Origin of the sequence: Klebsiella sp. BIGb0132 (assembly GCF_024810075.1) — a bacterium.
Classification (GTDB): Bacteria; Pseudomonadota; Gammaproteobacteria; order Enterobacterales; family Enterobacteriaceae; genus Klebsiella; species Klebsiella terrigena.
This window is the reverse complement of the sequence record NZ_JANUDW010000004.1, coordinates 25,579-49,081: the sequence shown is the minus strand read 5'-3', so window position 1 is coordinate 49,081 and position 23,503 is coordinate 25,579. Positions and strand designations below refer to the sequence as shown.

22 protein-coding genes and 1 riboswitch are annotated in these 23,503 nt (G+C 57.5%); of the genes, 8 read left to right on the top strand and 14 right to left on the bottom strand.

Going from position 1 to position 23,503, the window contains the following annotated elements; translation table 11 throughout:
• Nucleotides 1-24: 24 nt before the first annotated feature.
• On the top strand, nt 25-1,008 hold the full coding sequence (locus M2416_RS13560) for a quinone oxidoreductase (protein WP_259224738.1): 984 nt from the start codon (nt 25-27) through the stop codon (nt 1,006-1,008).
• A gap of 593 nt (nt 1,009-1,601) precedes the next feature.
• Here M2416_RS13560 and pspG read toward each other — a convergent pair.
• The 3 genes from pspG to M2416_RS13545 form a co-directional block, all read right to left on the bottom strand.
• On the bottom strand, nt 1,602-1,844 hold the full coding sequence (gene pspG, locus M2416_RS13555) for an envelope stress response protein PspG (protein WP_041143599.1): 243 nt from the start codon (nt 1,842-1,844) through the stop codon (nt 1,602-1,604).
• A gap of 138 nt (nt 1,845-1,982) precedes the next feature.
• Complete coding sequence (gene dusA, locus M2416_RS13550) at nt 1,983-2,981, bottom strand: tRNA dihydrouridine(20/20a) synthase DusA (RefSeq protein WP_115193785.1); 999 nt, start codon at nt 2,979-2,981, stop codon at nt 1,983-1,985.
• Nucleotides 2,982-3,083: 102 nt separating this feature from the next.
• Entirely contained in the window at nt 3,084-3,572 is a 489-nt protein-coding gene (locus tag M2416_RS13545; RefSeq protein WP_041143598.1) for a cupin domain-containing protein, read from the bottom strand.
• 114 nt (nt 3,573-3,686) lie between these two features.
• On the opposite strand from M2416_RS13545, the gene zur reads away from it, so the two are divergent.
• Nucleotides 3,687-4,202: a zinc uptake transcriptional repressor Zur gene (gene zur, locus M2416_RS13540; protein ID WP_041143597.1), complete on the top strand. Its 516-nt coding sequence runs from the start codon at nt 3,687-3,689 to the stop codon at nt 4,200-4,202.
• A gap of 106 nt (nt 4,203-4,308) precedes the next feature.
• Here zur and M2416_RS13535 read toward each other — a convergent pair whose 3' ends face one another.
• The 4 genes from M2416_RS13535 to M2416_RS13520 all read right to left on the bottom strand — a co-directional run bounded on the left by M2416_RS13535 (nt 4,309) and on the right by M2416_RS13520 (nt 7,270).
• Nucleotides 4,309-4,518, bottom strand: a complete 210-nt coding sequence (locus M2416_RS13535; protein ID WP_041143596.1) for a CsbD family protein — start codon at nt 4,516-4,518, stop codon at nt 4,309-4,311.
• A 126-nt stretch (nt 4,519-4,644) separates the two neighbouring features.
• The gene (gene dinF / locus M2416_RS13530) at nt 4,645-5,961 is read right to left on the bottom strand and encodes an MATE family efflux transporter DinF (RefSeq protein ID WP_259224729.1); all 1,317 of its coding nucleotides are present in this window, start codon (nt 5,959-5,961) and stop codon (nt 4,645-4,647) included.
• A gap of 70 nt (nt 5,962-6,031) precedes the next feature.
• Entirely contained in the window at nt 6,032-6,640 is a 609-nt protein-coding gene (lexA, locus tag M2416_RS13525) for a transcriptional repressor LexA (protein ID WP_041143594.1), read from the bottom strand.
• A 261-nt stretch (nt 6,641-6,901) separates the two neighbouring features.
• A complete protein-coding gene (locus M2416_RS13520; protein WP_041143593.1) occupies nt 6,902-7,270 on the bottom strand; it encodes a diacylglycerol kinase in 369 nt (122 codons plus the stop codon).
• A gap of 129 nt (nt 7,271-7,399) precedes the next feature.
• Here M2416_RS13520 and plsB point away from each other — a divergent pair, with 129 nt between their 5' ends.
• On the top strand, nt 7,400-9,823 hold the full coding sequence (gene plsB, locus M2416_RS13515; RefSeq protein ID WP_076947870.1) for a glycerol-3-phosphate 1-O-acyltransferase PlsB: 2,424 nt from the start codon (nt 7,400-7,402) through the stop codon (nt 9,821-9,823).
• 63 nt (nt 9,824-9,886) lie between these two features.
• On the opposite strand, the gene ubiA is transcribed toward plsB, so the two are convergent.
• The 5 genes from ubiA to malK form a co-directional block, all read right to left on the bottom strand.
• Nucleotides 9,887-10,756, bottom strand: coding sequence for a 4-hydroxybenzoate octaprenyltransferase (ubiA, locus tag M2416_RS13510; RefSeq protein WP_259224717.1), 870 nt, complete (start codon nt 10,754-10,756; stop codon nt 9,887-9,889).
• 12 nt (nt 10,757-10,768) lie between these two features.
• Nucleotides 10,769-11,266 (bottom strand): chorismate lyase, encoded by a 498-nt coding sequence (ubiC, locus tag M2416_RS13505; protein WP_041143590.1) that lies wholly within the window; start codon nt 11,264-11,266, stop codon nt 10,769-10,771.
• 187 nt (nt 11,267-11,453) lie between these two features.
• Nucleotides 11,454-12,398, bottom strand: coding sequence for a maltose operon protein MalM (gene malM / locus M2416_RS13500; RefSeq protein WP_041143589.1), 945 nt, complete (start codon nt 12,396-12,398; stop codon nt 11,454-11,456).
• Between the two features lie 109 nt (nt 12,399-12,507).
• A complete protein-coding gene (locus M2416_RS13495) occupies nt 12,508-13,818 on the bottom strand; it encodes a maltoporin (protein ID WP_076947873.1) in 1,311 nt (436 codons plus the stop codon).
• Between the two features lie 100 nt (nt 13,819-13,918).
• Nucleotides 13,919-15,028, bottom strand: a complete 1,110-nt coding sequence (malK, locus tag M2416_RS13490; protein WP_041143587.1) for a maltose/maltodextrin ABC transporter ATP-binding protein MalK — start codon at nt 15,026-15,028, stop codon at nt 13,919-13,921.
• A 369-nt stretch (nt 15,029-15,397) separates the two neighbouring features.
• Here malK and malE point away from each other — a divergent pair, with 369 nt between their 5' ends.
• The 3 genes from malE to malG all read left to right on the top strand — a co-directional run bounded on the left by malE (nt 15,398) and on the right by malG (nt 19,303).
• A complete protein-coding gene (malE, locus tag M2416_RS13485) occupies nt 15,398-16,588 on the top strand; it encodes a maltose/maltodextrin ABC transporter substrate-binding protein MalE (protein ID WP_259224711.1) in 1,191 nt (396 codons plus the stop codon).
• Between the two features lie 123 nt (nt 16,589-16,711).
• Complete coding sequence (malF, locus tag M2416_RS13480; protein ID WP_041143585.1) at nt 16,712-18,256, top strand: maltose ABC transporter permease MalF; 1,545 nt, start codon at nt 16,712-16,714, stop codon at nt 18,254-18,256.
• A 156-nt stretch (nt 18,257-18,412) separates the two neighbouring features.
• On the top strand, nt 18,413-19,303 hold the full coding sequence (gene malG / locus M2416_RS13475; protein ID WP_041143584.1) for a maltose ABC transporter permease MalG: 891 nt from the start codon (nt 18,413-18,415) through the stop codon (nt 19,301-19,303).
• Between the two features lie 189 nt (nt 19,304-19,492).
• Here malG and psiE read toward each other — a convergent pair whose 3' ends face one another.
• Nucleotides 19,493-19,903 carry a phosphate-starvation-inducible protein PsiE gene (gene psiE, locus M2416_RS13470; protein WP_041143583.1) on the bottom strand — a complete coding sequence of 137 codons (411 nt, stop codon included), beginning with the start codon at nt 19,901-19,903 and terminating at the stop codon, nt 19,493-19,495.
• 146 nt (nt 19,904-20,049) lie between these two features.
• On the opposite strand from psiE, the gene M2416_RS13465 reads away from it, so the two are divergent.
• Nucleotides 20,050-20,568: a GNAT family N-acetyltransferase gene (locus M2416_RS13465; RefSeq protein ID WP_041143582.1), complete on the top strand. Its 519-nt coding sequence runs from the start codon at nt 20,050-20,052 to the stop codon at nt 20,566-20,568.
• Nucleotides 20,568-21,026, top strand: coding sequence for an acyltransferase (locus M2416_RS13460; protein ID WP_041143581.1), 459 nt, complete (start codon nt 20,568-20,570; stop codon nt 21,024-21,026). The genes M2416_RS13465 and M2416_RS13460 overlap by 1 nt, the downstream gene beginning before the upstream one ends.
• A gap of 44 nt (nt 21,027-21,070) precedes the next feature.
• Here the strand turns inward: M2416_RS13460 and pgi are convergent, their stop codons facing one another.
• On the bottom strand, nt 21,071-22,720 hold the full coding sequence (gene pgi / locus M2416_RS13455) for a glucose-6-phosphate isomerase (protein WP_041147502.1): 1,650 nt from the start codon (nt 22,718-22,720) through the stop codon (nt 21,071-21,073).
• Between the two features lie 465 nt (nt 22,721-23,185).
• Nucleotides 23,186-23,417: riboswitch (Lysine riboswitch) on the top strand.
• Nucleotides 23,418-23,503 lie beyond the last annotated feature (86 nt).

Sequence of the window (23,503 nt, the reverse complement as noted above, 5' to 3'; positions counted from 1 at the left end):
TTACCACATAGTTCAGGAGGAAGCATGGCAACACGTATTGAATTTCACAAGCACGGTGGCCCCGAAGTTCTGCAGGTGGTGGAGTTTGTGGCAGGGGATCCGGCGGAGCACGAGATACAGGTAGAAAACAAAGCTATTGGTATCAACTACATCGATACCTATATTCGCAGCGGCCTCTATCCGCCCCCTGCGCTTCCGAGCGGATTAGGTACCGAAGCAGCCGGCGTGGTGACAAAGGTCGGGCGCGGCGTCAGCCATATTAAAGCCGGCGATCGCGTCGTCTACGCCCAGTCGGCGCTGGGCGCCTACAGCTCGGTGCATAACGTCCCCGCCGATAAGGCCGCGATTTTGCCTGCGGCCATCTCCTTCGAGCAGGCGGCGGCCTCCTTCCTTAAGGGGCTGACGGTCTATTATCTGCTGCGTAAAACCTACGAAATCAAAGCCGGTGAGACGTTCCTGTTCCACGCCGCGGCCGGTGGCGTCGGGCTGATAGCCTGCCAGTGGGCGAAGGCGCTGGGCGCCAGGCTCATCGGCACCGTCGGCAGTGCGCAAAAGGCGCAGCGTGCGAAGCAGGCCGGAGCCTGGGAGACGATCAACTATCGTGAAGAGAATATCGCCGAGCGGCTAAAAGAGATTACCGAGGGTAAGAAGGTGCACGTGGTCTATGATTCCGTGGGCAAAGACACCTGGGAAGCCTCGCTTGACTGTCTGCAGCGTCGAGGGTTGATGGTCAGCTTCGGCAACTCCTCCGGCCCGGTTACCGGCGTTAATCTGGGGATCCTCAACCAGAAAGGTTCGCTGTACGTTACCCGCCCTTCTCTGCAGGGCTATATCACCAACCGCGAAGAGCTGGTGGAAGCCAGTAACGAGCTCTTTTCGCTGATCGCCAGCGGGGTGATAAACGTCGACGTTGCCGAGAGCCAAAAATATCCGCTGGCCGACGCACGACGCGCGCACGAGGTGCTCGAAAGCCGCGCCACCGAAGGCTCAAGCCTGCTGCTGCCGTAATAGCAAAACGCCCCTGTCGTTCGAAGTATGACGGAAAACCTCCCTAAATAATTCGGGCTACAGGAAGGCGGCAAGATAGCGAATCCCCGGGAGCTTACTCCAGTAAGTGACCGGGGTGAGTTAACGCAGCCAACGCACCTGTAGTCTGAAGTATGACGGGAGGCCCTCCCTAAATAATTCGGGCGGCAGAAAGGCGGCAAGATAGCAAATCCCCGGGAGCTTACTCCGGTAAGTGACCGGGGTGAGCTAACGTAGCCAACGCACCTGTAGTTCGAAGTATGACGGGAGGTCCTCCCTAAATAATTCGGGCGGCAGAAAGGCGGCAAGATAGTGAATCCCCGGGAGCTTACTCCGGTAAGTGACCGGGGTGAGCTAACGCAGCCAACGCCCCTGTAGCCTGAAGTATGACGGGAGAGACGGGAGAGTGGAAAAGTTTAGGGCTTCCAAATGGAAGCCCTTACTTTTTTTAGTTCGGCTGTATGTAGGGTACAGCGCGATGAATTCGTTAACGCGCTAATAGTGACAGATTTAATAAGCAAAACCTACGCCGTTTTATGCAAAATTCCTCAGGTTGTGACCTACCACTCACTACCTTAATAACGCCAGCGGTTGTTGCTACGGTAGCGGGTGATTTTTGGCTTATTTATCGCCCGAATCACCCATACCACCGCAACGGCCAACAGCAGCCACGGCAGCAGTTTAATCATCATCGCAAACAGACCGCCGACGAACATCAACGCCGTCGCCGCAACAATCGCGGCAATAATGCCCAGCAGCGACACGCCGGTCACCAGCAGCATCACAAAAAAACCAATAATAAATAGCAGTTCCAGCATCGTCTTCTCTCCAAAGCAATAGCCCTCTGTACTCAGGCATTACAAGAAGCGTGCCAATTATAATTTATTGAATTTAAAGCAAAACGCCCTGAAGTTAACTTCAGGGCGTGGCGTATTTGACTAAATTTTAGCGAAACGTTAACGCTTATCGGCCACCAGCTTCAGCGCGTGTTCCAGGACGTTAATATCCGCCCCGGCCTTATGCGCGTTTTCACTCAGGTAGCGACGCCACTGGCGAGCGCCGGGGATCCCCTGGAACAGGCCCAGCATATGGCGGGTCACATGGCCAAGATAGGTCCCGTTGCTCAGCTCACGCTCAATATACGGATACATGGCGCGCACCACGGCAACCGGGTCAGCATCCGCGCCACTGGCCGCAAAAATCTCCCGGTCAACCGCGGTAAGCATGCCTGGATTCTGGTACGCTTCGCGCCCTACCATCACACCGTCCATATGCTCAAGGTGCAGCTTCGCCTCTTCCAGCGAGCGGATCCCACCGTTGATCGCCATCGTCAGATGCGGAAAATCACGCTTTAGCTGGTAGACGCGCGGGTAGTCCAGAGGCGGGATCTCGCGGTTCTCTTTCGGGCTCAGGCCGGAAAGCCAGGCTTTGCGGGCGTGGATGATGAACATATCGCATTCGCCTTTCCCGGATACGGTATCGATGAAATCACACAGGAACGCATAGCTATCCTGGTCATCAATGCCAATGCGCGTTTTTACCGTTACCGGAATCGAGACCACGTCGCGCATCGCCTTAATGCAGTCGGCAACCAGCTGCGCATTGCCCATCAGGCAGGCGCCGAACATCCCGTTCTGCACGCGGTCAGACGGGCAGCCGACGTTGAGGTTGATCTCATCGTAGCCGCGCGCTTGCGCCAGCTTCGCACACTGCGCCAGCGCAGCCGGATCGCTACCGCCCAGCTGTAGCGCAACGGGATGCTCCTCTTCGCTGTAGGCCAGATAGTCGCCTTTACCGTGAATAATCGCCCCGGTGGTCACCATTTCGGTGTACAGCAGCGTATGGCGCGACAGCTGGCGCAGGAAGTAGCGGCAGTGCCTGTCGGTCCAGTCGAGCATCGGTGCGATGGAAAAACGGTGGGCAGCAAAAGCGGTAGAAGTTGATTCTGGCATCATGGCGAATAAACAGGCATCCGGGTAAAAAGGGGCGCTACTATAGCACAAAGATAAACCACAGGCGCATAGCGCCAATGGTCATATCCTGGGGTGGAAAAAACGCTATTTCCTGCGCGGCTTGCCGTCGTGAGGACCGAAGAACTGCGGCGGATGGTCAACCCAGCGATCCTGGCGCGTCGCGGCGTAGCTGGGGTTAAGCGGATAGTAGATCCGGTTAAATTTTTTATTCGCTTCGCCGACCACCAGCAGGCACACCTCCTCCTCGGTGTTGTTCAGGAAGGTATGGCATACCCCGGTACCGGCGGGAAAACCCACGCTGTCCCCGGGCTCCAGCTTCCACAGATAGCCGTTTATCCACACTTCCGGATACCCTTCCAGCACGTAGATAAACTCTTCCTCATCGCTTTCCGCATGCGGATAAGAGGTGCGACGCCCCGGCAGCAGGCGTTCATGATGGATCCCCAGCCGGTTTAGCCGTAAACCCCGGGCCAGCGGCGCGCCGATGGAAAAGAGCTCGGTGCTGTCAGGATAGGTGGCATCATCCGGCCCCTCCAGCTCGCGCCAATGTCGAATGCAATCAGGTCGTTTCATCGTTTTCTCCCGAAAATGAGATGCATCAGGTATAGCACAAACCGTGGGTTCTCGGCGTTTTGCCTGGATCGTGATAAAGTAACAACTTCATCGTTACGCAACCAGAGGATGCTCATGGATAAGTCCACTTCGCAAGAAATGTTAGCGCATGCTGAAAAGCTCTGCGCGCAGCGGGGCGTGCGCCTGACTCCGCAGCGCCTGGAAGTGTTGCGCCTGATGAGTCTGCAGCAGGGGGCGATCAGCGCCTACGATTTGCTCGATCTGCTGCGCGGTAAAGAGCCGCAGGCCAAGCCGCCAACGGTTTACCGGGCGCTGGAGTTTCTGCTGGAGCAGGGTTTCGTGCACAAGGTGGAATCAACCAACAGCTACGTGCTGTGCCATCTGTTCGATCAGCCAACCCATAGCTCAGCGATGTTTATCTGCGATCGCTGCGGCGTGGTGAAAGAAGAGTGCGCGGAAGGCGTAGAGGACATCATGCATACGCTGGCGGCAAAAATGGGCTTCGCCCTGCGCCATAACGTGATTGAAGCGCACGGGCTGTGCGCGGGCTGCGTCGAAGTAGAAGCCTGCAACACGCCGGGGCACTGCCACCACGACCACACCATCCAGATTAAAAAGAAAGCCCGCTGAGGCGTTAGCCGCAGCGGGAATCAGGGGATTTTCGTACATCCTTGTACCCTTCGGGCAGGCAATAACAATGCGTTAAAACAAAGGGTTAACGCTTTATGTCCGATCGCTACCAGCGATAGTCATTTTTGGTTTCCCAGTCAGACACTTCTTTCTCTGCCTGATCTTTAGCGTAGCCGTAACGCTCCTGGATTCTACCGACCAGCTGGTCGCGCTTGCCCTCGATGACGGTCATATCATCGTCGGTAAGCTTGCCCCATTGCTCTTTGGCCTTACCTTTTAACTGTTTCCAGTTACCGCCGATTTCGTCTTTATTCATAATTCAATCCTCATCGTTCGGTGAGTTAACAGCCCGCTGTGTGCCGGACGTATGATTAACTATAGATGAGAATTCTGGGTTAATTTTATTATTCGGAATCTTTAACCATCTTTACGACAAAACACGTTATGAAAACCAGGTTCCGCGCTGCCAGTGCCGCCGCCAGATCAGCGCCAGCGACAGGCCCCGCAGCGCCAGGAACACCGCCAGCGCCAGCCACAGTCCGTGGTTACCGAGCACCGGCAGCGTCAGCAGGGTTAAGGCAAAGCCCACGGCGGCCACCGCCATGCTGTTACGCATTTCGCTGCCGCGCGTCGCGCCGATAAACATCCCGTCGAGCAGATAGCACCAGACGCCGATCGTCGGCAGAATCATCTGCCACCACAGATAGCGGTCGGCGAGCTGCTGGAGCGAAGGTATTGAGGTCAGCAGAGCGATAATCTGCTCGCCCGCCACGCTGTAGATCAGCGTAAACGCCAGCGCGACCATGCCGGCCTGTCGACAGGCCGCCCGCCATACCTCCAGCAGCTTGCTGCCGTCGCGCGCGCCGTAGGCCTGCCCGGAGTGGGCCTCTACGGCGTAGGCAAAGCCATCCAGCGCATAGGCGGTGAAGGTCAGCATGGTCATCAGAATGGCGTTCACCGCCACGATATCGCCTCCCAGACGCGCACCGAAAACGGTCACCGCGCCGAAGCAGAGCTGCAGCAGCAGCGAACGCAGCATGATGTCGCGGTTGAGGGCCAGTAGCCGCCGGATGTCGCCGCGCCAGGCGCCCTTGAGCATAGCGAACGACACGCCGCGCAGCGTCAGCACGCGTTTCACCATCAGCAGGCCAATGATAAAGGTGGCGTATTCGGCGCTCACCGTCGCCAGCGCCGCGCCCTGCACGTTCATGTGCAGACCCATCACCAGCCACAGATCGAGGACAATATTCAGCAGGTTGCCGACAATCAGCAGGATCACCGGCGCGCGGGCATACTGGACGCCCAGCAGCCAGCCCAGCAGCACCAGGTTAGCTAACGATGCCGGAGCGCTCAGCCAGCGGATCTCCAGGAAACGCCGGGCCTGTTCCAGCACCGCTTCGCTGCCGCCGACGATATGCAGCGCGAGGTTAATGAGCGGAATACGAAACACAACGATCAGCAGACCGGCGGCCAGCGCCAGGCCAAGCGGCTGCACCAGCGCGCGCGCCAGGCGAACGGGATCCTTTGCGCCAAACGCCTGCGCCGTCAGGCCGGTGGTACTCATTCGCAGAAAGAGCAGCAGCATGAACAGGAAGCTGGTCGCCGTCGCGCCGACCGCCACGCCGCCGAGGTAAACCGGGCTATCAAGATGGCCGATGACCGCAGTATCCACCAGGCCCAGCAGCGGGACGGTGATATTGGAGAAAATCATCGGTAGCGCCAGGCGCCACAGGGCCTTATCAGCAGCATTAAAAAGCATGGGGGAAAGCCTGAGCGAGGAGAGATAGCGCAGCATCATGCATCAGACGATGCTGCGTTAGAGAAGGCGCTTACAGCCACTCGCCGTTGCGGATGACGCCGACGGCCAGACCTTCAATGGTAAAGCTTTGCTCGCGTAGGTTCACCACGATCGGTGAAAACTCGCTGTTTTCCGGCAGAAGTTCGACGACGTTACCCTGCTTTTTAAGGCGTTTAACCGTCACTTCTTCATCGATGCGTGCGACCACAACCTGCCCGTTGCGCACATCCTGCGTTTTGTGTACCGCCAGCAGATCGCCGTCCAGAATACCGATGTCTTTCATCGACATACCGCTGACGCGCAGCAGGAAGTCGGCGCTCGGCTTGAACATTGCCGGGTCGACCTGGAAGTGGCCTTCGATGTGCTGCTGCGCCAGCAGCGGCTCGCCGGCAGCGACGCGGCCAATCAGCGGCAGGCCGGGCTCTTCTTCAGTCAGCAGACGAATACCGCGGGAGGCACCGGAAATGATCTCGATTGCGCCTTTACGCGCCAGCGCTTTCAGATGTTCTTCCGCCGCGTTTGGGGAACGGAACCCCAAGCGCTGAGCAATTTCCGCACGCGTCGGCGGCATGCCCGTCTGGCTGATATGATCCCTGATGAGATCAAACACCTCTTGCTGCCTGGTCGTTAACGCTTTCATTCCGCCCCCTGGGTGTATATACAGTTATGCTGTGAGTATATACAGCTAACGGTGATTTTGGAATCAAATTTCACACATAAATCAGGAGATTCTTTTGTTTTGATGCCCGCCGGAGCCGGTTAACGCAGAGGGGATGGTGGTGAGGCGCTGCGGCTCCACGCGGGACAAAAAAACGCGTGGAGGGAGGCTCGCCGCCTCCGGCCCGTGGACGCTAAACCGGGGCGGTGGACGGCAAACCCGATAGCCTGATGCTAGCGGCGCTTAGCGATAGTGCGACCACAGCAGCGTCACCCAGACGATCAGCGCGATGACGATCGCCAGAAAGACCGCCGCAGAGCCCATATCCTTCGCCCGTCCGGAAAGCTCATGGTGCTCGGAGCCAATCCGGTCCACCACCGCCTCAATCGCGCTATTAAGAATTTCGACTATCATCACTAACAGGACCGAGCCTATCAGCAGCACGCGCGTCACGGCGTCAACATCCAACCAGCAGGCGATCGCAATGGCAATAACGGTGGCGATCCCTTCCTGACGAAAGGCGGCCTCATTTATCCATGCCGCACGAAAACCTTTCCAGGAATACCCTGCTGCTTTAATGATTCGGGTTAACCCGGTGGTATTATTGGCCATCAAAAGAACCTTTTTATGTAAATGACGTCAATGAGTGTACGCGTTTGCCGCGTGGCGACGGAAATTTTGCGCACTTTCTGTTATTCTTGCCGCGCATTTGCATGATTAACCAGAGGCTTCACATCGTTTATGTCCGGCTGGCAACGAATTTACTATAAATTACTTAATTTACCATTACGGCTGCTGGTAAAAAGCAAGTCTATTCCCGCAGAGCCTGCTCAGGAATTAGGACTGGATACCTCGCGTCCGATTATGTACGTTCTGCCCTATAACTCGAAGGCAGACCTGCTGACGCTGCGCGCGCAGTGCCTGGAGCACGATTTAGCCGATCCGCTCGAGCCGCTCGAAATCGACGGCACTCTGCTGCCCCGCTACGTCTTTATCCACGGCGGCCCGCGCGTATTTACCTACTACACGCCGAAAGAAGAGTCCATCAAGCTGTTCCACGACTACCTGGATCTGCACCGCAACCACCCTGACCTCGATGTGCAAATGGTGCCGGTGTCGGTGATGTTTGGTCGTGCGCCCGGGCGCGAAAAAGGCGAGCTCAATCCGCCGCTGCGCATGCTTAATGGTATTCAGAAATTCTTCGCCGTGCTGTGGCTGGGCCGCGACAGCTTCGTGCGCTTCTCGCCGCCGGTGTCGCTACGCCGAATGGCGTCCGAGCACGGAACCGACAAAACCATCGCCCAGAAGCTGGCCCGCGTGGCGCGTATGCACTTCGCCCGCCAGCGCCTGGCCGCCGTCGGTCCACGCCTGCCCGCCCGTCAGGATCTGTTCAACAAGCTGCTGGCGTCAAAAGCCATCGCCCGCGCGGTGGAAGACGAAGCCCGCAGCAAGAAAATCTCCCACGAGAAGGCGCAGCAAAACGCCATCGCGCTGATGGAAGAGATCGCCGCCAACTTCTCCTACGAGATGATTCGCCTGACCGACCGCGTGCTGGGCTTTACCTGGAACCGTCTGTATCAGGGCATTAACGTTCACAACGCCGAGCGCGTGCGGCAGCTGGCGCACGAAGGGCACGAGATCGTCTACGTTCCGTGCCACCGTAGCCATATGGACTACCTGCTGCTCTCCTACGTGCTCTACCACCAGGGGCTGGTACCGCCGCATATCGCCGCCGGCATCAACCTCAACTTCTGGCCGGCAGGGCCGATTTTCCGCCGCGGCGGCGCGTTCTTTATTCGCCGTACGTTTAAGGGCAACAAGCTCTACTCAACGGTATTCCGCGAATATCTTGGCGAGCTGTTCAGCCGTGGCTACTCGGTAGAGTACTTCGTCGAGGGCGGACGCTCCCGTACCGGGCGCCTGCTGGACCCGAAAACCGGCACCCTGTCGATGACTATTCAGGCGATGCTGCGCGGCGGCACCCGACCAATCACGCTGGTTCCTATCTACATCGGCTACGAGCACGTGATGGAAGTCGGAACCTACGCCAAAGAGCTGCGCGGCGCGACGAAAGAGAAAGAGAGCCTGCCGCAGATGCTGCGCGGCCTGAGCAAGCTGCGTAACCTCGGCCAGGGATACGTTAACTTCGGCGAACCGCTGCCGCTGATGGCCTATCTCAACCAGCACGTGCCGGAGTGGCGCGAATCTATCGATCCTATCGAAGCCATTCGCCCGTCCTGGCTGACGCCGACGGTAAACAGCATCGCCGCCGATCTGATGGTCCGCATCAACAACGCCGGCGCGGCAAACGCCATGAACCTGTGCTGTACCGCGCTGCTGGCATCGCGCCAGCGTTCGCTGACCCGCGAGCAGCTGACCCAGCAGCTGGAGTGCTACCTCGATCTGCTGCGTAACGTGCCCTACTCTCCGGACGCGACCACGCCGCCGGCTTCCGCCAGCGATCTGATTGACCACGCGCTGAAGATGAATAAGTTCGAGGTCGAGAAGGACACCATCGGCGACATCATTATTCTGCCGCGTGAGCAGGCGGTGCTGATGACCTACTACCGCAACAACATCGCTCATATGCTGATGATGCCTTCGCTGCTGGCGGCGATTGTGACCCAGCATCGGCGGATCACCCGCGCGGAGGTGCTGCGTCACGTCGAGATGTTCTATCCGCTGCTGAAGGCCGAGCTGTTCCTGCGCTGGGAAAAAGAGGAGCTGGCGAGCGTTATCGATGCGCTGACCGCTGAGATGCAGCGCCAGGGCCTGCTGGTACTGAGCGATGATGAGATAAGCATCAACCCGTCGCACTCCCGCCTGCTGCAGCTGCTGGCCGCCGGCGCGCGTGAAACGCTCCAGCGCTACGCCATCACCTTCTGGCTGCTGAGCGCGAATCCTGCGATTAACCGCAGTTCGCTGGAGAAAGAGAGTCGTACGATGGCCCAGCGCCTTTCGGTTCTGCACGGGATCAACGCGCCGGAGTTCTTCGATAAGGCGGTATTCAGTACTTTAGTACTGACGCTGCGTGACGAAGGCTACATTAGCGATACCGGCGACGCCGAGCCGGAAGAGACGCTGAAGGTTTACCAGATGCTGGCGAACCTGATTACCTCGGACGTGCGTCTGACGATTGAAAGCGCCGCGCAGGATGAAGCGTAGCGCCTGAGACCTGCCCCGGCCTGCGCATCGCTGGCCGGGGAGTCATAACGAAGACTGGGGAAACTACGCCATGTAGCCCATCGCCAGGCCAAGGAACAGCACCAGCCCAACGTAGTTATTGTTTAAAAACGCTTTGAAGCAGTCGTCACGTTCACGACGGAAAATCAGCTTCTGCTGCCAGAAAAACAGCCCCGCCGCGATAAACAGCGACCAGTAATATTCCCAGCCCAGGCCGTTCAGCCAGCCTACCGCCCCCATTAAGAGCAGCACCGCAATCTGCAGCATGCCGATAATCAGGCGGTCGTTTTCACCGAACAAAATCGCCGTTGATTTGATGCCGATTTTAAGGTCATCGTCCCGGTCGACCATCGCATACTGGGTATCGTAGGCCACCGCCCACAGAATGTTGGCGAGGAACATCAGCCAGCAGCTCAGCGGCAGCGATTCGCTCACCGCGGAGAAGGCCATCGGAATCGACCAGCCAAACGCCGCGCCGAGCACCACCTGCGGCAGGTGAGTGTAGCGCTTCATAAATGGATAGACCCACGCCAGCGCCAGCGCCGCCACCGACAGCAGAATGGTCATGGTGTTGAGGGTCAGCACCAGCAGGAACGAGAGCAGCACCAGCACGACAAACAGCACCCGGGCCTCTTTCTCCGTCACGTCGCCGCTGGGCAGCGGGCGACGCGCGGTGCGTTTAACGTGACCGTCAAACTTACGGTCGGCATAGTCGTTGACCACGCAGCCGGCGGCGCGCATCAGCCACACTCCGGCGACAAAAACGGCCAGAATCCACAGCGGCGGAATACCCGGCGTCGCTACCCATAGCGCCCACAGCGTCGGCCACAGCAGCAGCAGCGCGCCGATCGGTTTGTCAGTACGCATCAGGCGATGAAACGCCAACAGCTTATTCTGCGTCAGACTCCACTCCATTTTCTCTTCCTCTTAATACAGCGGCGATGCCGGCAGAAACAGCTCTGTCAGCAGCAGCGGTTTACCGCTCAGCCGAAGGCGGGAACGACGCCCCCAGAGCTCCGCATAGCGCCCAATTTCAATAAAATCACGGGTTAACGTCGAAGACGTGAACAAATAGCGGCCCAGCGGCGTCTGTCCAAGCTGCTGCAGCGCCAGTTCGGGGCCGCTCAGCGTCGATTCCGGAACGAGAGTGCGCCCGGCCAGCCAGGGTTCATTATCGGCGCAGAGAATAATTTCCCGCAGCCAGTAACGCGCTTCATCCGGCAGCAGCGCTTCTTCGCCGACCAGCGCTTCACGTCCAACGAACGCTTCGTTGACCAGCATAACGCTAACCTTTTTCCCCTGCTGCTCAAAGCGTTTGGTCATTGAGTCTTCCAGCAGCAGCCAGTCGCGCAGCGAGGGTTCCAGCGGGGGCATAGCGGCAAAATAGCGCAGCGCACGCAGTTGCGTAAGCGCAGGATGTGACATGCCTGATTCTCCGATACATAACGTGAAGGCATTGTATCGCAGAATAGGCCGATCGGGGCGGGCAAACATCAAGATACGATCTTCCGCGCAACAGCCATGCAACAGCAGCCGCGCGCGAGAAAAAAAGGTGCGTCCAGGCGGACGCACCTAAAGGCTGTGCCTAAACATCAGCATTGTGGGGAGACGATCACCCCTTGCCTTTTACACTGCTGATAAAGGTGGAACGGGCAGATTTCGAGCCGAGGCGCTCGGCTTCGTTCATCAATTTGAGGGCTTTGTCGATATCACCTTTCGCAACCGCCTGCTTGATGCCGTTGTTAAAGTAGGTTTCCGTATCGTCCAGCATCGGCTCGCTCTTCGCCGCCGGTGCGGCGACCGGAGCCACAACCGGAGCGGCGGCCGGCGCGCTGTATACCGGCGCGGCCGTATTGCCGACGGTAACCGGACCCGGGCCGGAGGAGCCAAACAGCGGGCCAACCAGCACGCTGGAGCCGGAAGAGGTTTTCACCTTCAGACCCAGGGTACCTTCGGTGGTATGTTTGGCAATCGGGTCCGGAATATCCGGTACCGCGTTACCCGTACCTTTGGCGTAGGCCTTCGCCGGATCGATTAATTTGGTGGTCCGCTGCAGATCCTGCGGCGTGGTAAAGACCAGGACGTAAATCTTTTGCTGGCCCAGCGCCGGCGTCAGACGCATCACCCCTTCGAGGCGATCCGAGCTCATTACGCCCGGCTCGAGGTAGGTAAAGTAGCTGCTGGGGAAGTACGCAGATGGCGTCATATTCTGGTCAAGAATCAGCACGTTCGGTGCAAAAACGCTGGTCTGCTTATTCACTTCGCTGGTCAGGGTAATGGTCAGCTCACCGATGTTCGCCGGGACGCTATAGGCGGCGACCGGCCCGGTGATGCCAGGAATATTCAGCGACTGTCCTGCCGTCGCGAGGTTGGTGACCTGAGATTTTGACTGATCGACCGGCGTCCAGGTTAACTGCTGTAGCGCGGAGGCGGGGATCGTCGGTGCGGCAGCGGTATTCTGCGGCACAAAGTTCACATCGGCAAAACTGACTGCGGGTACGCTGGCCAACAGGCCGGCGGACAGGCAGAGGGCAACGAGACTTTTATTCATTTTCATTGTTATCACCTCAATTCCGATGGCCGAGCGGTAGCCAGGCAATAGCTCGCAGGGCCTAAGATAGAGAGGGGCTTGCGCCCCTCTTTTGGTCATGACAGGTCAGGCAGGATTACCACCAGATTTCCATCTGGGCACCGAAGGTCCACTCGTCGTTATCGCCACGGCTGAAGGTCTTCGCAGAGGTGTCGTTATACGCCACGCCGGAGGTGTAGCCAGTACCGGAGTCGCCGTTCGCATAACCCCATTTCTCATCCCACTTGGCGTAGGTTGCGAATACGCGGATTGCCGGGCGCGACCAGATGCTGTCGCCAGCCTGCCACTGCTGTGCCAGGGTGATTTTGTACTGGTTGTTGTTGTCGCCGGTTTTCTGCGATTCTACGTTGTCGTAGCCAACTTCCAGCAGGGTGCTCATGATCGGCGTCCATTTGTACATTGGACGTACGCCGACGGTCCACCATTTGGTGCCGTTGTTGTTGTCGAGGTTGATATCCTGGTACATCGCAACGTACATCATGTCCCAGCTATCGCCCATGGAGATCGCGCCGTGGTCAAGCACGCGCCACATGGTACCGTCGTTGTTAATGCTGCCGCCCTGCGGAACGCCTTTGCCGTTGGAGGTCATCGCGTCGGTTGCGTACTGCAGCACGAACTTGTTGTAGCCCTTCAGCATGCTCTGGGTGTGTTCAGCGGTCAGCATCCAGCCGTCTTTAGACGCGTCCGGCTGCAGGTAGTAGTTATCCGGAACGTTGGTGTGACCGTAGTCGACGCCGAGCTCCAGGGTACCGCCTGGGTTGAGTTCCATCTGCGCTAAACGCACGTCGAAGACGTCGTTCGGCACGATGTTGTCATAAATACGGTTGCCCAGCGCATCGCGGTCAGCGAAGGTGGCAGAACCGCCGGACTCAGAAGAACGGGTTGCCGCCATAGACAGCTTACCGAAGCCCAGATCGATGTTTTCAATACCCGCACCAGGACCTGAAATATCCCAGTAGTAGAAGTCGATCATGTGAACGTCATGACGCTGGTAGAAACGCTTACCGGCCCAGATGGTGGAACCTGGCAGCCAGTCGATCAGGTTTTTACCCTGCACGTTGGCTTCACGGAATGCCGGGCTGGTTGATTCCCAGTCATTTTGCTGCGATACGGAGTACGCGACGTTAGTATCGAAGTAGAAGCTCTTATCACCTTCTTTCCATACTTCCTGGCCCAGTTTTAATTCCGCATAGGTTTCACATTCGTTACCAAGACGGTATTTACTTTGAGCACCGGTTGCCTGGAAGCACTGCTGTTCACCGCCGCTGCCGGTCCAGCCGATGCCGGAACGAGCATAACCGTGGAAATCGACGGCCATCGCCTGAGCAGACATAACGCCTGCCGCGACGGCTACCGCCAGTGGAAGTTTGCGCAGAGTAATCATCATTCTATCTCCTGAGATCATTGCTTTTCTTTGAACACTTCGCCCGTCGTTCTGCCTGCTGCTGCAGCGCTAAGGGGTTCGCGTTTTATTTTAATGGGAAGCCTTACACGCCCGGCTCTTGATGCAACCGACGACACGCCGTGCCATCCTCACGGAATAAATGGCAACGTTCCGGTGGCAAACCGATAGCGAATGTGGCTCCCTCTTTTACCAACACCACGTCGTTCTGGCGGTAGACCAGGTTCTGACGGATGGCTGGGATCTGGATATGAATTTGCGTTTCGTGACCAAGCTGCTCAACCACCTGCACTTCCCCTTCGAGGGTCACGTCGGCGATATCGCTGGGCAGCAGATGTTCCGGGCGGATGCCTAAGGACATGTTTGCGCCAACCTGAACGCGGGCGCTGTCCACCGGCAGCCAAATTTGCTGGCGGTTTGGCAGCTCTACCTGAACCTGCTCAATGGCGGTTGCGGTGACTTTTACCGGCAGGAAGTTCATCTTTGGCGAGCCAATAAAGCCCGCAACAAAGCGATCGGCCGGGTAGTGATACAGCTCAAGCGGTTTCCCTACCTGCGCTACGCGACCTGCATCCAGCACCACAATCTTGTCGGCCAAAGTCATCGCCTCAACCTGATCGTGGGTCACGTAAATCATCGTGCGTCCCAGCCGCTTGTGCAGGCGGGAGATTTCGATACGCATCTGCACACGCAGCGCGGCATCGAGGTTTGAAAGCGGTTCATCCAGCAGGAAGACGCGAGGCTCCGCCACCAGGGTACGACCGATGGCTACGCGCTGACGCTGGCCGCCGGAAAGCGCCTTCGGCTTACGTTCAAGCAGGTGCGCCAGCTGCAGCACTTCCGCCACCTGAGTGACGCGCTGGTTGATCACATCTTTTTTGGCGCCGGCCAGCTTCAGGCCGAAAGACATATTTTCCGCGACGGAGAGATGAGGGTAGAGCGCGTAAGACTGGAAGACCATGCCGATGCCGCGTTCTGCGGGTGGGATGTCGTTCATCCGGGTTTCGCCGATAAACAAATCACCGCTGGTTATGGTTTCCAGCCCGGCGATCATACGCAGCAGGGTAGATTTGCCGCAGCCCGATGGCCCGACAAACACCACGAACTCCCCTTCCTGGATGTCGAGATTGATATCTTTCGATACCACCACGTCTCCCCAGGCTTTCGTTATATTTCGCAGCTGTACGCTCGCCATGCCCATCTCCCTTCGTTACAACCTGTCACTTAAAGACACATTCAAGATGGGCTGACTATGCGGCATTCATTAACCTGGTAAATCCTCCACCCCCGGCTTTTTTATGGGGGAGGAGACGGGAGGATGAGAGATTGCCTCTCACTGCAGGGGATGGCGCGCCAAAGTCAATTTCGTGACACAGGTTGCAAAAATAGCCGCCTTTTTATGTGCTCCACGCCCCAATACCGGCATTTCTGCAAGCCAGATCACACAAACCACGGGTGGGGCGTAGACATGGGGAGGATGGAAAGGGGTTGTTAAAAAAGGAAACTCATCACCGTTAAGCCACCTAAGTGTATCCACGAGCACATCACCAAAAAGGACTGGTATATGAAAATCAAAACCGGCGCCCGCATCCTCGCGCTGTCAGCACTGACCACGATGATGTTTTCCGCCTCTGCCCTCGCCAAAATTGAAGAAGGTAAGCTGGTAATCTGGATTAACGGCGACAAGGGCTATAACGGCCTCGCTGAAGTGGGCAAAAAGTTTGAAAAAGACACCGGGATTAAGGTCTCCATCGAGCACCCGGATAAGCTGGAAGAGAAATTCCCGCAGGTTGCGGCAACCGGTGACGGCCCGGATATTATCTTCTGGGCACACGACCGCTTCGGCGGCTACGCGCAGTCCGGCCTGCTGGCCGAGATCGCCCCGGACAAAGCTTTCCAGGACAAACTCTATCCGTTCACCTGGGACGCGGTACGCTATAACGGCAAGCTGATCGCTTACCCAATCGCGGTTGAAGCGCTGTCGCTGATTTACAACAAAGACCTGGTTCCGAATCCGCCGAAAACCTGGGAAGAGATCCCGGCGCTGGATAAAACGCTGAAGGCGAAAGGTAAGAGCGCGCTGATGTTCAACCTGCAGGAACCGTACTTCACCTGGCCGCTGATCGCCGCCGACGGTGGCTACGCGTTCAAGCTTGAAAACGGCAAATATGATGTCAAAGACGTCGGCGTGGACAGCGCTGGCGCGAAAGCGGGTCTGACCTTCCTGGTCGATCTTATCAAGAACAAACACATGAATGCTGATACCGATTACTCCATCGCTGAAGCGGCGTTCAACAAGGGCGATACCGCGATGACCATCAACGGTCCGTGGGCGTGGGCCAACATCGATAAGAGCAAAATCAACTACGGCGTAACGCTGCTGCCAACCTTCAAAGGTCAGGCGTCTAAACCGTTCGTTGGCGTTCTGAGCGCCGGTATCAACGCCGCCAGCCCGAACAAAGAGCTGGCGAAAGAGTTCCTCGAAAACTACCTGCTGACCGATCAGGGTCTGGATGAAGTGAACAAGGACAAACCGCTGGGCGCCGTTGCGCTGAAATCCTTCCAGGAGAAACTGGAAAAAGATCCGCGTATCGCCGCCACCATGGCGAACGCCCAGAAAGGCGAAATCATGCCGAACGTTCCGCAGATGTCCGCCTTCTGGTATGCCGTACGCACCGCGGTTATCAACGCAGCTAGCGGTCGTCAGACCGTCGATGCCGCGCTGAAAGACGCACAGGCTCGTATCACTAAGTAACCTGCTAGTCCCCTCCCCCTTCTCGGGAGCGGGTCAGGATCCCGGCCGGCAGCCGCCGCCCGATCCGGGCCCTCTCTCCTGAAGGGAGAGGGAGAACAAAATACGTTGTAGAGGATGATCCCCATGGATGTCGTTAAAAAGAAACACTGGTGGCAAAGCCCGCAGCTGACATGGTCTGTGATTGGCTTGCTGTGCCTGCTGGTGGGTTACCTTGTTGTTTTGATGTACGCCCAGGGGGAGTACCTGTTTGCCATCCTGACGCTGATTTTAAGCTCGGCTGGCCTGTATATCTTTTCCAACCGCAAGGCCTATGCCTGGCGCTATGTCTATCCGGGTCTCGCCGGGATGGGGCTGTTCGTCCTGTTTCCGCTGATCTGCACCATTGCTATCGCCTTCACCAACTACAGCAGCACCAACCAGCTGACCTTCGAGCGCGCTCAGGAAGTGCTGATGGACCGCTCCTTCCAGGCCGGCAAAGCCTACAACTTCTCGCTCTACCCGGCGGGAGATGAGTGGAAGCTGGCGCTGACCGACGGTGACAGCGGCAAAAATTACGTTTCCGACGCCTTTAAGCTCGGCGGCGAGCAGAAGCTGGCCCTGAAAGAAGCCGATGCGCAGCCGGAAGGCGAGCGCGCCAACCTGCGCGCGATCACCCAGAACCGTACCGCGCTGAACCAGCTGACCGCCGTGCTGCCTGACGACAGCAAGGTCATCATGAGCTCGCTGCGTCAGTTCTCCGGCACCCAGCCGCTGTATACGCTGGCGGCCGACGGCGAGCTGACCAACAACCAGAGCGGCATCAAATACCGGCCGAACAACAAAGTCGGCTTCTATCAGTCCATCAACGCCGACGGCAGCTGGAGCAGCGAGAAGCTCAGCCCTGGCTACACCGTGAGCATTGGCTGGGATAACTTCACCCGCGTCTTTACCGATGAAGGGATCCAGAAGCCGTTCTTCGCCATCTTCGTCTGGACGGTGGTCTTCTCAATTCTGACCGTGATTCTGACCGTCGCGGTGGGCATGATCCTCGCCTGCCTCGTACAGTGGGAGTCCCTGAAAGGAAAAGCGATTTACCGCGTCCTGCTGATTCTGCCCTACGCCGTACCGTCGTTTATCTCGATTCTGATTTTCAAAGGGCTGTTCAACCAGAGCTTCGGTGAGATCAACATGATGCTCAGCGCGCTGTTCGGCATCAAGCCAGCCTGGTTTAGCGACCCGACCACCGCGCGTTCGATGATCGTTATCGTCAACACCTGGCTGGGCTACCCGTACATGATGATTCTGTGCATGGGCCTGCTGAAAGCCATTCCTGACGACCTGTACGAAGCGTCGGCAATGGACGGCGCCGGTCCGTTCCAGAACTTCTTTAAAATTACGCTGCCGCTGCTGATCAAGCCGCTTACGCCGCTGATGATTGCCAGCTTCGCCTTTAACTTTAACAACTTCGTGCTGATTCAGCTGTTAACCAACGGCGGTCCGGATCGCCTCGGCACCACTACGCCGGCCGGCTATACCGACCTGCTGGTGAGCTACACCTACCGCATCGCCTTCGAAGGCGGCGGCGGTCAGGACTTCGGCCTCGCGGCGGCTATCGCTACGCTGATCTTCCTGCTGGTGGGCGTGCTGGCGATTGTTAACCTGAAAGCTACACGAATGAAATTCGACTAACTGGAATGGCCAGGCGTCATTGGCACAGCCAGTTTGGACCCGGCCAGCGCGCAAGAACCGGAGCGTACGCGTAGTACGTGAGGATGATGAGCACTGCCCGGGTTCAAAATGGCAAGTGAGATAGCCTGGAGCGGTATCAAGGGGAATAAAAATATTATGGCTATGGTACAACCTAAATCTCAGAAGCTGCGTCTCTTCACCACGCACCTCCTGCTGCTCATTTTTATCGCGGCGATTATGTTCCCGCTGCTGATGGTTATCGCCATCTCCCTGCGCGAAGGTAACTTCGCCACCGGCAGCCTGATCCCGGATCAGATCTCCTGGGAACACTGGCGTCTGGCGCTCGGCTTTAGCGTTGAGCATGCGGACGGCCGCGTCACCCCGCCGCCGTTCCCGGTTCTGCTGTGGCTGTGGAACTCGGTGAAGGTTGCCGGGATCACCGCCATCGGTATCGTGGCGCTCTCCACTACCTGCGCCTACGCTTTCGCCCGCATGCGCTTCCCTGGCAAGGCTACCCTGTTGAAAGGGATGCTGATTTTCCAGATGTTCCCGGCGGTGCTGTCGCTGGTTGCCCTGTACGCCTTGTTTGACCGCCTCGGCCAGTATCTGCCGTTTGTCGGCCTCAACACCCACGGCGGCGTCATCTTCGCCTATATGGGCGGCATCGCGCTGCACGTCTGGACCATTAAAGGCTACTTCGAAACCATCGACGGTTCGCTGGAAGAAGCGGCCGCGCTGGACGGCGCGACGCCGTGGCAGGCCTTCCGTCTGGTTCTGCTGCCGCTGTCGGTGCCGATTCTGGCGGTGGTCTTTATTCTGTCGTTTATCGCCGCAATTACCGAAGTCCCGGTTGCGTCCCTGCTGCTGCGCGATGTGAACAGCTATACCCTGGCGGTTGGCATGCAGCAGTACCTCAATCCGCAGAACTACCTGTGGGGCGACTTTGCCGCGGCGGCGGTGCTCTCCGCTATCCCGATTACCGTGGTCTTCCTGCTGGCGCAGCGCTGGCTGGTGAACGGCCTGACGGCGGGGGGAGTGAAAGGTTAAGTTTGATACACCCGCCCCAAATTTCAGAGGAGGGACGGTGACTTAGTTGCCGTACACGAACCCCAACCGGGTACGGCAACTACCGCCCTCAGCTGAAAAAGTAAGGCAAATGCCACTGCTATCCTCAACTGGACCCTACATAAATTAAATTTGTGACTGTTGGTCAGCGGCCCTGGAGGCCGCTTTTTTTTATTCGCGCTTCAGGCGATTGGAGTTACACAGCCACAGCGTAATCACCAGCAGCAAGATCGCCGCAGAGTAGATCAGCACCGCCATCGGCGACTCGTGGTCGACGATAATCAGGCGCACAATCGCGGTAATACCGATGTAGACGAAATAGCGCAGCGGGAAGTGAAAGCCTGACTCAAAGTATTTCACAATCAGCGCGATAAACTCGAAATAGAGAAAATAGACCACCAGCCCTTCCACCAGCTTGTACTTGCTCACCGGCTCCGGGGTAAACAGCACGTGCGCCAGATGGAAGGTCTCCTTGCCGAGAAAGACCACCAGAATCACGCCCAGGCACAGCAGCGCCAGATTCAGAACGGCCTGCATGGCCTTAGCAACAAAACTCACCAGCGGACGATAGACCGACGGCATATTCACACCTCTTATATTCATTGTTCCTGGCGATCTGTATAACGCAAAAACGTGATCCAGATCGATATTATTCGTTAACTTTTTGCGCCTGTTGTGCCAAATGTAACAATCACTTGCCACACTGGCAGGTTAAAAAGGAGACAGCCATGCTGACAATTCGTACGGCGCAGCGGGAGGACGCAACCCTGCTCGGTGAAATGGGCAACGCCAGCTACCGCCACCACTTCACCCACCTCTGGCACAGCGCCAGCGAGCTGGAGCACTTTCTCCAGCAGGAGTATGCCGCCGAAGCCCTGCAGCGCAGCCTGGCCGAGACAAACTGCCGCTGGCTGATCGCCGAAGCGCAGCGCCCGGTAGGATTCGCCAAATACACACATCGTCAGCAGATTGAACCCGATGGCCCGCAGGGCACGCTGCTGCATAAGCTCTATCTGCTGCCCGGCGAAACGGGGCATCGCTACGGCGAACGGCTTTTTAGCGCCGTTGAAGCGCGGGCCAAAGCCGAGGGCGAGCGCTGGCTGTGGCTGGAGGTGCTGGCCGCCAATAGCGGCGCCCGGCGCTTCTATGAGCGCCAGGGCATGCGGCATCTTAAAGACACCGTCTTTCGCTCCGCCACCCAGCAGAGCACCATTCATATTCTGGCTAAACGAATCGGAGAGGAATGATGCCTACGCTTCGTGATACCGGCGTTCGCAACGTCGAAAGCGGTGAAAATGTGGTGATCTACCAGCCCGCTAACCTGTACGACTGTCGCCTCGGCGATAACGTCTTCGTCGGCCCTTTCGTCGAGATTCAGGGTAATACGTCGGTCGGCGCGGACACCAAAATCCAGTCCCATACCTTTATCTGCGAGTATGTGACCCTCGGCGAGCGCTGTTTTATCGGCCACGGGGTGATGTTTGCCAACGATATGTTTCGCGACGGTAAGCCCAACGCCGATCGCGAGAGCTGGGGAAGAATCGTGGTGGGCAACGACGTCTCTATCGGCAGCGGGGCCACCATTCTGGCGGTCAGCATCTGCGATGGCGCGGTGATTGGCGCGGGCAGCGTGGTCACCCGGTCGATAACCGAGAAAGGCGTGTGGGCGGGGAATCCGGCGAAATTATTGCGCCGTCTGCCATAAAAAATGCCGGCCCAGAGGCCGGCATTGAAGCGGATTAACGCTGATTACGCGCGCCAGGACTTATAGCGGTTAATCAGACCGTTGGTCGAGCTATCGTGGCTGCTGACATCCGCGCCATCTTTCAGCTCCGGCAGAATGCGGTTAGCCAGCTGTTTACCCAGCTCAACGCCCCACTGGTCGAAGGTGAAGATGTTGAGGATCGCGCCCTGGGTGAAGATCTTATGTTCATACAGCGCAATCAGCGCGCCGAGGCTGAACGGGGTGATTTCACGCAGCAGGATCGAGTTAGTCGGGCGGTTACCTTCGAAGACTTTGAACGGCACCACGTGATCCAGCGTTGCCGGATCTTTACCCTGATCGCGATACTCCTGCTCAACCACGTCACGCGCCTTGCCGAACGCCAGCGCTTCGGTCTGCGCGAAGAAGTTGGACAGCAGCTTCGGATGGTGGTCAGAGAGCGGGTTGTGCGTTACCGCAGGCGCGATGAAATCGCACGGCACCATTTTGGTTCCCTGGTGGATCAGCTGGTAGAACGCATGCTGGCCGTTGGTACCCGGCTCACCCCAGATAATCGGGCCAGTCTGGTAGTCTACGGCGTTACCGCTGCGGTCAACGTATTTGCCGTTAGATTCCATGTTGCCCTGCTGGAAGTAGGCAGCAAAGCGGTGCATATACTGGTCGTACGGCAGAATCGCTTCGGTTTCTGCGCCGAAGAAGTTGTTGTACCAGATCCCGATCAGCGCCAGCAGCACCGGCAGGTTTTGCTCCGCCGGCGTGGTGGAGAAGTGTTTATCCATCGCGTGCGCGCCGGACAGCAGCTCAACGAAGTTGTCAAAACCAACGGAGAGGATGATCGACAGGCCGATCGCTGACCACAGAGAGTAGCGGCCGCCAACCCAATCCCAGAATTCAAACATGTTGGCGGTGTCGATACCAAACTCGCCCACCGCTTTGCCGTTGGTGGAGAGCGCCGCGAAGTGTTTCGCCACGTGTTTGTCATCGCCAGCCGTTGCCAGGAACCAGTCGCGCGCGCTGTGGGCGTTGGTCATCGTTTCCTGAGTGGTAAAGGTTTTTGATGCCACCAGGAACAGCGTCGTTTCCGGGTTCACGCCTTTCAGCACTTCCGCAATGTGGGTGCCGTCGACGTTGGAAACAAAGTGCATATTGAGGTGATTTTTGTACGGACGCAGCGCTTCGGTCACCATAAACGGACCGAGGTCGGAGCCGCCGATACCGATGTTAACCACGTCGGTAATCGCCTTGCCGGTATAGCCTTTCCAGCTGCCGGAGATGATGGCTTCAGAGAAGGTTTTCATCTTCTCCAGCACCGCGTTGACTTCCGGCATCACATCTTTGCCGTCAACGATGATGGGGGTATTGCTCCGGTTGCGCAGCGCCACGTGCAGCACGGCACGGTCTTCGGTGCGGTTGATTTTCTCGCCGGAGAACATCGATTTGATGGCGCCTGCCAGATCGGTCTCTTTGGCCAGATCCTGCAGTTTCGCCAGCGTCTCTTCGGTAATGCGGTTTTTGGAGAAATCCACCAGCATCAGATCGTCGAACGTTGCGGAAAACTTAGTAAAACGATCGCTATCGTTAGCGAAAAGCTCGCTGATAGTGACGTCTTTCATTTCATCAAAGTGTTTCTGTAGCGCCTGCCAGGCAGATGTCTGCGTTGGGTTGATGTTTTTCATGAGCAATACTCTTCTGATTTGAGAATTGTGACTGCGGTCGATTGTAGCGCCGGAGGCAAAAAATTGTGATGATTTTTGTGTTATGCCGTTGACGCGCGTCAGGAACAGGGTCAGATCAGGGTAAAAAACCACTACCAGTATAGACATAAACGCGGGCAAAACGTCCCGCACCAGCGCGCGGGGGGATCCGCTCACGGGCGCCGGGCAGAGCGGCGGACTCTCGGCCACCGGGCGGCGGCCCGCCGGAGTGCGGCCGGGCTCATCATAAGGCTTTTTGCTGTTAATCGCCCGCGCATGAAAAATCCGCATAACCGCAGCGTTGACATACTCCCTCCGAAGCCTTTATATAGCTGCACTGCCTGCATATAACGAGGTATGTATTGCTCGCGCATTTCACGCTACAGCGAAAGGGTATTGCAGGGGGATCATGACCAGCGCCCCCAGGCAAAGTGAAAGACGTCGGTAATTGCCAGAAGAGGTGCGTTGCCCAGGTAACCGTATTGGAGGAACCAGTCCGGGGAAAATACGTGAGGGGGAGCAACGCCGAGGTGAAAGAGCGTCTGGTACGTTCATCACCGGCCACAGGGGCTGAATCCCCTGGGTTGTCACCAGAAACGTTCGCAGTCGGGCGTTTCATACTCAGGAACTGACGCAAAGGTCGGGGAACGGGTCTACAAGGTGGAGCACTTCTGGGTGACATCGTAGCTGTTTATCCCTCTGCGCCCACCCTGTTTTTCGCTCTTCCCTTGTGCCATGGCTGAATAATTTGGCCTGGCTTATTAA

Bases quoted from the DNA above. Each gene is read 5' to 3' on its own strand.
- M2416_RS13495 (WP_076947873.1), bottom strand. From the start codon at position 13,818: ATGATGATTACTCTGCGCAAACTTCCACTGGCGGTAGCCGTCGCGGCA.
- malG (WP_041143584.1), top strand. From the start codon at position 18,413: ATGGCTATGGTACAACCTAAATCTCAGAAGCTGCGTCTCTTCACCACG.
- malM (WP_041143589.1), bottom strand. From the start codon at position 12,398: ATGAAAATGAATAAAAGTCTCGTTGCCCTCTGCCTGTCCGCCGGCCTG.
- dinF (WP_259224729.1), bottom strand. From the start codon at position 5,961: ATGCTTTTTAATGCTGCTGATAAGGCCCTGTGGCGCCTGGCGCTACCG.
- ubiC (WP_041143590.1), bottom strand. From the start codon at position 11,266: ATGTCACATCCTGCGCTTACGCAACTGCGTGCGCTGCGCTATTTTGCC.
- malF (WP_041143585.1), top strand. From the start codon at position 16,712: ATGGATGTCGTTAAAAAGAAACACTGGTGGCAAAGCCCGCAGCTGACA.
- M2416_RS13545 (WP_041143598.1), bottom strand. From the start codon at position 3,572: ATGAAACGACCTGATTGCATTCGACATTGGCGCGAGCTGGAGGGGCCG.
- malK (WP_041143587.1), bottom strand. From the start codon at position 15,028: ATGGCGAGCGTACAGCTGCGAAATATAACGAAAGCCTGGGGAGACGTG.
- M2416_RS13560 (WP_259224738.1), top strand. From the start codon at position 25: ATGGCAACACGTATTGAATTTCACAAGCACGGTGGCCCCGAAGTTCTG.
- malE (WP_259224711.1), top strand. From the start codon at position 15,398: ATGAAAATCAAAACCGGCGCCCGCATCCTCGCGCTGTCAGCACTGACC.
- plsB (WP_076947870.1), top strand. From the start codon at position 7,400: ATGTCCGGCTGGCAACGAATTTACTATAAATTACTTAATTTACCATTA.
- ubiA (WP_259224717.1), bottom strand. From the start codon at position 10,756: ATGGAGTGGAGTCTGACGCAGAATAAGCTGTTGGCGTTTCATCGCCTG.
- psiE (WP_041143583.1), bottom strand. From the start codon at position 19,903: ATGCCGTCGGTCTATCGTCCGCTGGTGAGTTTTGTTGCTAAGGCCATG.
- M2416_RS13460 (WP_041143581.1), top strand. From the start codon at position 20,568: ATGCCTACGCTTCGTGATACCGGCGTTCGCAACGTCGAAAGCGGTGAA.
- zur (WP_041143597.1), top strand. From the start codon at position 3,687: ATGGATAAGTCCACTTCGCAAGAAATGTTAGCGCATGCTGAAAAGCTC.
- M2416_RS13535 (WP_041143596.1), bottom strand. From the start codon at position 4,518: ATGAATAAAGACGAAATCGGCGGTAACTGGAAACAGTTAAAAGGTAAG.
- dusA (WP_115193785.1), bottom strand. From the start codon at position 2,981: ATGATGCCAGAATCAACTTCTACCGCTTTTGCTGCCCACCGTTTTTCC.
- pspG (WP_041143599.1), bottom strand. From the start codon at position 1,844: ATGCTGGAACTGCTATTTATTATTGGTTTTTTTGTGATGCTGCTGGTG.
- M2416_RS13520 (WP_041143593.1), bottom strand. From the start codon at position 7,270: ATGGCCAATAATACCACCGGGTTAACCCGAATCATTAAAGCAGCAGGG.
- pgi (WP_041147502.1), bottom strand. From the start codon at position 22,720: ATGAAAAACATCAACCCAACGCAGACATCTGCCTGGCAGGCGCTACAG.
- lexA (WP_041143594.1), bottom strand. From the start codon at position 6,640: ATGAAAGCGTTAACGACCAGGCAGCAAGAGGTGTTTGATCTCATCAGG.
- M2416_RS13465 (WP_041143582.1), top strand. From the start codon at position 20,050: ATGCTGACAATTCGTACGGCGCAGCGGGAGGACGCAACCCTGCTCGGT.